The sequence below is a fragment of the Streptomyces shaanxiensis genome (genome assembly GCF_039537145.1).
GTDB classification, from domain to species: Bacteria; Actinomycetota; Actinomycetes; order Streptomycetales; family Streptomycetaceae; genus Streptomyces; species Streptomyces shaanxiensis.
The window spans coordinates 351,587-358,872 of record NZ_BAAAZY010000003.1 but is presented as its reverse complement, the minus strand read 5'-3'; the positions used below and the strand labels follow the sequence as shown (position 1 = coordinate 358,872).

Genomic DNA, 7,286 nt, shown 5'->3' with positions numbered 1-7,286 from the left:
CTGGGTGCCGAGCCGGCCTTTGCACGTCGTCCCTGACGAGCATGGCGAGACTCCCCCAGTCGGGTGACTGCCGGCACTCCGCAACGGGGTGGAGAGGTACGACATCCCGATCCCCGACCATCACGCCGGAGTGTCCCCACACAATGAGACGGACCGACTTCTTCTGGGGCGACTTCGCGTGGACGACGCGGGTGCCGCTGCCACCGGGCACCCCGGCCGCCGGCCGGACAGCCGTCCCCCTGCACTACGCCCCCGAGGGCCGCGCGGGCCACCCCCTGGACGACGCCGAGATCACGTCCGTCATCTGGGCCGTCGACAACCTGCCCGCCCTCCTCCACGCCCTGCGGCCCGCAGTACGCGCCCACTGCGCGGTTCTTCGCACGGAGGACGAGGAACCGGACGGTGAGGTACCGACCGCCCAGGGCCCCGTCGAGATCAGCGCCTTGTACGTCCACCCGATCGCCAGGGACGGCATCCCCTACGTCGGCGTCGAATTCGAATGCCCGATGGACGAGGAGTACGGCCTGGGCGTACTCATGCACGGCACCCGCGTCGTCGATGTGGGAGGCGCCGACACGGCCCTGCTGCTCTGGATCGCCAGGCGCGACGCCCGCGGCCCGCGGACCGGCCTGGACGAGGCGCTGATCGGACACTGGAGCAGCATCCCCTTCGACTACGGCGTGATGGAGTGCTCCGAGTTCGAGCTGCGCGCCGACGGCCGGGGATGGAGCAGCGTGGCGAACGCCTTCGGGGAGTACGTCACCCGGCTGACGTGGCACTGTCCACGGCCGGGCGTACTGGAGTTGCGCCCCGAGGACGGGGAAGCGGCGCGGCACCGCTACGCCATCGCTCCCGCCGTACCGCTCAACTCGTCCGAACCGGTGACATCGGTCACCTTCGAGGAGTCGGTGGAGTTCTGCCATCAGTTCGCCAAGTCGGGGTAACCGAGAGACACGCACAGGAACAGATGCAGGAATAAGTGCAGGAATAGGTACAACAACCCCAGAGGGACAAGTACCCCGGCCTCGAAGGGAGGCGTTCATGCCCCTCACATTCCGCAAGAGTTTCCGGATCCTTCCGGGAGTGCGGCTGAACATCAACCGGCGCTCCTGGTCCATCACGACGGGCGGCGGGCACGGCCCGCGACACACCCGCAGCAGTACCGGACGTCGTACGACATCAGTGGATTTGCCCGGACCTTTCGGGTGGCGTCGCAGCCGCGCCGCCAGGCGACGTTGACGGTCTGTCACCCTGTCACCCGAATGGCGCCCCCCAGGCATGCGTCATCTCATATCTGAGATAGCCTCACCCCCATGGCAGACGATTACCTCGTACGCATCGGCAAGCTCATCCGTGACGCCCGGCAACACCGGGGCTGGACACAGACGCAGCTCGCCGAGGCGCTCGGCACCTCCCAGAGCGCCGTCAATCGCATCGAGCGCGGCAACCAGAACATCAGCCTTGAGATGATCGCCCGAATCGGTGAAGCCCTGGACAGCGAGATCGTGTCCCTGGGGTACGCCGGGCCGATGCATCTGAGGGTCGTCGGCGGACGTCGACTGTCCGGTTCCATCGACGTCAAGACCAGCAAGAACGCCTGTGTGGCCCTGCTGTGCGCCTCGCTGCTCAACAAGGGCCGCACGGTGCTGCGTCGCGTCGCCCGCATCGAGGAGGTCTACCGCCTGCTCGAGGTGCTCAACTCCATCGGGGTGCGCACCCGTTGGATCAACGACGGTGTCGACCTGGAGATCGTGCCGCCGGCCGAGCTGAACATGGCGGCGATCGACGCCGAGGCGGCCGTCCGCACCCGCTCGATCATCATGTTCCTCGGCCCGCTGCTGCACCGTATGGACAGCTTCAAGCTGCCCTACGCCGGCGGCTGCGACCTCGGCACGCGGACCATCGAGCCGCACATGATCGCCCTGCGCCGCTTCGGCCTGGACGTCGCGGCGACCGAGGGCCAGTACCACGCCGTCGTGGACCGCGCCGTCCGCCCCGACCGTCCGATCGTGCTGACCGAGCGCGGCGACACGGTGACCGAGAACGCTCTGCTGGCCGCCGCGCGGTACGACGGCGTCACGGTCATCCGCAACGCCTCCTCCAACTACATGGTCCAGGACCTCTGCTTCTTCCTGGAGGCGCTCGGCGTCCGGGTCGAGGGCATCGGCACCACCACGCTCACCGTGCACGGCGTGCCGGACATCGACGCCGACGTGGACTACTCGCCGTCCGAGGACCCGGTCGAGGCGATGAGCCTGCTGGCCGCGGCGGTGGTGACGGAGTCGGAGCTGACGGTGCGTCGCGTCCCCATCGAGTTCCTGGAGATCGAGCTCGCGGTCCTGGAGGAGATGGGCCTCGACCACGACCGTACGCCGGAGTACTTCGCCGACAACGGCCGTACGCGCCTGGTCGACCTGACGGTCCGGCCCTCCAAGCTGGAGGCGCCGATCGACAAGATCCACCCGATGCCGTTCCCCGGCCTGAACATCGACAACGTCCCGTTCTTCGCGGCGATCGCGGCCGTCGCGTCGGGCAAGACCCTCATCCACGACTGGGTCTACGACAACCGCGCGATCTACCTCACCGACCTCAACCGCCTCGGCGGCCGGCTCCAGTTGCTGGACCCGCACCGCGTCCTGGTAGAGGGCCCGACCCGCTGGCGCGCCGCCGAGATGATGTGCCCGCCCGCGCTGCGGCCCGCCGTGGTCGTGCTGCTGGCGATGATGGCGGCGGAGGGTACGTCGGTACTGCGGAACGTGTATGTCATCAACCGGGGGTACGAGGACCTCGCCGAGCGTCTGAACTCCATCGGGGCGCAGATCGAGATCTTCCGGGACATCTGAAAGTCTCCAGAAAGAGCAGGTCGGCTCGAAGCCGCCGGACGGTCCGTCGCGGACGTGAGGCGAGGCCCGGTGGCCGGGGGGTACCACCGGGCCTCGCCCGTTCTCTGCCCGGTCCGTCTACCGGGGTTCGCCGCGGATCAGGGCCGCTGCCCGCTCGGCCAGCATGACGGCCGGGGCGTGGGTGTGTCCGCGGATGATGCGGGGGATCACGGAGGCGTCCACGACGCGCAGACCGGGGACGTTGCGGACCCTGAGTTCCGGGTCGACCACGGCGGTGTCGTCCTCCGGGAGGCCCATGCGGCAGGTGCCGACGGGGTGGAAGAGGGTGCTCGTGTGTTCCCGGACGTGCTGGTGCAGGGCGTCGTCGCTCATGCCCTCGGCCCAGGGGGTCATGGCCCCGGCCACCAGGGGACGCAGGGCGTCGGTGGTGAAGAGACGTTCGGCGAAGCGGGCTCCCGCCGCGAGCCGTTCGAGGTCCGCCCGGGCCGACAGGTACCGCGGGTCGATCAGGGGCGGCGTCGCGGGGTCGGGGTCCTTCAGGGTGACAGTGCCCCGGCTCTCGGGTTGCAGGAGTACGACGCCCACGGTCAGTCCGTCGGCGAGGGAGTCGCCCTGGAAGGCGATCGGGGCCCAGATCACTTCGAGGTCGGGCGGACCCGGACGGCCGTCGCTGCGGAAGAAGCCGACCGCCTCGGCGATGTTGGAGGTCAGCGGACCGGTGCGGTCCTGCTCGAACTGCTTCTTCGCACGGGCCGTTTCGGCGTCCGCCAGGCGTACGGGGTCGACCGCGTGCCGGATCACGTCGAGCGTCGCGTGGTCGTGCAGGTTGCGGCCCACTCCGGGGAGGTGGACGCGCGGCTCGACGCCCGCGGCCGACAGTTCTCGCTCGTCGCCGATACCGGACAGCATGAGGAGGTGCGGCGACCCGACGGCCCCCGCGCTGAGGATGACCTCGCGGCGTGCCATGAGGCGGGCGGTCGCCAGCTCCACGCCGCGGGCGCGGCCGTCCTCCAGCACGATGCGCCGGGCCTGTTGCCCGGTGAACAGGGTCAGGTTGTCGCGTTCGAGGGCCGGGCGCAGATAGCCGTCCGCGGAGCTCCACCGGATGCCGTGCCGCTGGTTGAGCGGGGTGAGCGCGCTGCCGCCCAGGTGGGGACCGCCGAGGCCGCCCGGCATGGGCCCGAGCCCGAGTTCGGCGCAGGCCCGCAGGAAGTGGGCGGTGGTCGGGTCGGGGTCGCGGGGCGGCGAGATCCACAGGGGACCGTCGGCGCCGTAGGAGGTTCCCTCGTCCGGGTCTCCCGCCCAGTGTTCCGCCTTGCGCAGGTAGGGCCGGACGGTGTCCCAGGACCAGGTGGGGCCGGCTGCGCGGCCCCAGGCGTCGTAGTCGTCGGCGCAACCCGGTATCCACATCTGGAAGTTGAGCGACGAGGAGCCGCCCAGGACCTTCCCTCGGGGCCAGCCGACGCTGCGGCCGTCGATGCCGGGCTGGGGCACCGTCTCGTAGCCCCAGTCGAGTTCGGTACCGAGCAGGGTGAGTGAGGCGCTGGGGACACGGATGGCGGGGTCGGTGTCGGGTCCCCCGGCCTCGATCAGCGCGACGCGTACGGCGGGGTCCTCGGTGAGCCGGGCGGCCAGCACGGACCCCGCCGACCCGGCGCCCACGATCACGTAGTCGAACAGCTCGTCCTCCATGGTCAGGCCTGCTTCAGGAGGACGGGCAGCGTGCGGTGGCCGTTGGACACGAACGACTCCAGGGGCTGGAGTTCGTCCGTGGCCACGGCCAGGCCGATGTCGGGGAAGCGGGCGAAGAGCTCGGGCAGGGCGAGCGAGGCCTCCAGCCGGGCGAGCGGGGCGCCGACGCAGCGGTGCACACCGTGGCCGAAGGAGATGTGGTCGTGGCGTGTGGGCCGGGCGATGTCGAAGGCGTCGGCGTCGGCGCCGTGGACCTCGGGGTCCCTGCCCACCGCGCTGTAGGAGATGATCAGGGCGTCTCCCTTGGGGATCGTCACCTGGCCGGTGTCGATGTCCTCGACGGCGAAGCGCATCGGCAGGTTGGCGATCGGCGCCTCGTGGCGCAACGCCTCGTCGATCGCGTCGTCCCAGGTGGCGTCGCCGTTCTGGAGGAGGCGCAGCTGCTCGGGATGGGTGAGCAGGGAGTGGATGGCGTGGTCGAGCAGGTTGACCGTGGTCTCGTGGCCGGCGCCGATCATCAGCAGGACCATGTCGACGAGTTCGGTCTCGTCGAGTCCGGCGGACTCCTCGTCGTCGCGCGCGGCGATCAGCGCGCTCACCAGGTCGTCGCCCGGCGTCTCGCGTTTGTGCGCGATGAGTGCCGTCATCAGGCCGTACAGCTCTTCGCCGGTGGCCTGCACCTCCTCCAGGGTGGCGGAGGTGCGGAACATGTCGGCGACGACCCGGAAGAGGTCGGCGCGCATGGCGGTCGGGATGCCGAGGAGCGCGCAGATGACCCGGATCGCCAGGGGGTAGGCGAACTCGCCGCGGATGTCGACGGGGCGGCCCGGCGCGGTGGCGGCGATGTCGTCCAGCAGGTCCGAGACGAGCGTCTCGATGGTGGGGCGCAGGAGGGCGGTGCGGCGGGCGGTGAACGCCTTGGCGACCAGTTTGCGCAGCCTGCGGTGGTCGCCGCCGTAGGCGTTGATCATGCTGCGTTCGGCCACCCAGGAGGCCAGCGGCCAGCTGCGGGCCAGTTCGCCCTCGCCGTTCTCCCAGGCGGGCCAGTGCAGGTACGCGTCCTTGGAGACCCGGTCGTCGGTCAGCAGGCTCTTGGCCAGGGCGGCGTCGGTCACCACCCAGGCGGTCACGCCACCGGGCAGTTCGGCCTGTGCGGCGGGTCCGCGGGCGCGCAGCCGCTCGCCCTCGGCGTGGAGGTCGCTGCCGCTGGGATCGATACGAATGGGATCGATACGTCGGGGTGCTGTCTGCTCGGTCATCGCTTCTCCGACACGGTCGCGGGATGGGTGTTCACCGGCCGAGGACCTGGCCGGCGGCACGCAGGCCCGACTCGATGGCGCCGTCGACCCAGCCGCTCCAGCCGAGGGCGATGTCGCTGCCCGCGAAGGAGAGGCGGCCGACCGGGCGCTGGACGGCGCGCAGCGGTCCGGTGAGCTGGCCGGGGCGCTTGTAGGTCCAGCCGCCGCGCGCGAAGGGGTCGTTGCCCCAGTCGTGGCCCCGCACGGCAAGCACCTCGGCGTCGGGCACCCAGCGTCGCAGGGAGGCCTGGATCTGTGCGCGGTCGGTCACGTCGAGAGCGGGGTCGGCGCTGAAGGCGTAGGCGAGATGACCGTCGCCGAGGCGCTGGGTGGGGATGACGTCACCGAGGCCCGGCACGCCTTCCGCTCCGGCGGCGTAGAACAGGCCCTGGTCGCTGCGGATGTGGAGCCAGATCTTCTTCGCCGACGGTACGGCGACGGTCTCCTCGGCGAGGCGGCGGTACTCCGCGGGCAGTCCGGGCGCGAACGTGATGCGGTTCCAGACGTTGACGGGTACGGCGACCACGGCGGCGCGGGCGCGGTAGGTCGTGCCTCTTCTGGTGGTGACCCGGACGTGGCTGCCGTGGTCCTCGATCCTGGTGACGGGCGAGTTCAGGCGCAGGTCCGCGTCGGCGTCGGCGAGCATCGCCTCGATGAAGGCGGCCGTGCCGTGGACGAGGCGGGAGGAGGTGGCGCTGGAGAACTTGTCGTAGTTCCAGTCGGACAGGGCCCACCACTGTGCCATCTGGGTCAGCGAGCCGCGTGCGGAGCCACCCGAGAGACCGCCGAGGTTGCCGGTGACCCAGGCGCGGTCCACCGGGGCGAGGTTCAGCGCGTCGATCCGTTCGATCAGGGTGGTCCGGTCGAGCGGACGCACCAGATCCTCACGGGCGAACGGGTCGAGCGGGCGCGGGAAGTACTCCTTCGAGCCATCGAAGACGGGGGTGACCAGTTCGGCGAGCCGTCCGAATCCCTCCGCGGGGGTGTAGGCGCGATAGCCCTGCTCGGCAGGGAAGAACGCCACCTCCGGGGCCTGGTCCACGGTGCGCTGCAGGCCGTAGTGCTGCAGTTCCTTCCAGGCGTGCGGGTGTCCCTCGTCGAACCAGGCGCCGCCGAGTTCGACCTTTTCGCCGGCGAACTCGGCGGTGTAGGTGCGTCCTCCGATGCGGCCCTGGGCCTCGAGGACGAGCGGGCGCAGCCCGCCCCGGCTCAGTTCGCGGGCGGCGGTGACGCCGGCGAAGCCGGCGCCGATGACGATGACGTCGTGGCCGCCCGCTTCCGCGGGTTCCGCGGCGGCGGCGCGGGTGACGCCCGTGGCGCCGAGCAGTGCGGTCAGGCCGGCGGCCCGGAGCACGGTACGTCGCCGCGCGCCCTGGTCTGCGGCCGACGGTATCGCGGGGTCACCTGGACGGGTGTCGGGGCTCACGGTGTCTCCTTGATGATCTGGGGTGCG

General features: G+C 70.8%; 6 protein-coding genes. 3 read left to right on the top strand and 3 right to left on the bottom strand.

What is annotated here, in order from left to right; all coding sequences use genetic code 11:
* The first annotated feature begins 143 nt into the window (after nucleotides 1–143).
* From ABD932_RS03770 to ABD932_RS03760, 3 genes are all read left to right on the top strand, one after another.
* The gene (locus ABD932_RS03770) at nucleotides 144–944 is read left to right on the top strand and encodes a DUF6985 domain-containing protein (RefSeq protein ID WP_345008624.1); all 801 of its coding nucleotides are present in this window, start codon (nucleotides 144–146) and stop codon (nucleotides 942–944) included.
* Between the two features lie 97 nt (nucleotides 945–1,041).
* On the top strand, nucleotides 1,042–1,239 hold the full coding sequence (locus tag ABD932_RS03765; protein WP_345008623.1) for a DUF4236 domain-containing protein: 198 nt from the start codon (nucleotides 1,042–1,044) through the stop codon (nucleotides 1,237–1,239).
* Between the two features lie 74 nt (nucleotides 1,240–1,313).
* The gene (locus tag ABD932_RS03760; RefSeq protein WP_345008622.1) at nucleotides 1,314–2,843 is read left to right on the top strand and encodes a helix-turn-helix domain-containing protein; all 1,530 of its coding nucleotides are present in this window, start codon (nucleotides 1,314–1,316) and stop codon (nucleotides 2,841–2,843) included.
* Between the two features lie 117 nt (nucleotides 2,844–2,960).
* On the opposite strand, the gene ABD932_RS03755 is transcribed toward ABD932_RS03760, so the two are convergent.
* The 3 genes from ABD932_RS03755 to ABD932_RS03745 are packed head-to-tail and all read right to left on the bottom strand — an operon-like array spanning nucleotide 2,961 to nucleotide 7,259.
* Nucleotides 2,961–4,535 (bottom strand): GMC family oxidoreductase, encoded by a 1,575-nt coding sequence (locus tag ABD932_RS03755; RefSeq protein WP_345008621.1) that lies wholly within the window; start codon nucleotides 4,533–4,535, stop codon nucleotides 2,961–2,963.
* A 2-nt stretch (nucleotides 4,536–4,537) separates the two neighbouring features.
* Nucleotides 4,538–5,794 (bottom strand): cytochrome P450 family protein, encoded by a 1,257-nt coding sequence (locus ABD932_RS03750; protein ID WP_345008620.1) that lies wholly within the window; start codon nucleotides 5,792–5,794, stop codon nucleotides 4,538–4,540.
* Between the two features lie 31 nt (nucleotides 5,795–5,825).
* A complete protein-coding gene (locus tag ABD932_RS03745; RefSeq protein WP_345008619.1) occupies nucleotides 5,826–7,259 on the bottom strand; it encodes a flavin monoamine oxidase family protein in 1,434 nt (477 codons plus the stop codon).
* Between the last annotated feature and the right edge of the window lie 27 nt (nucleotides 7,260–7,286).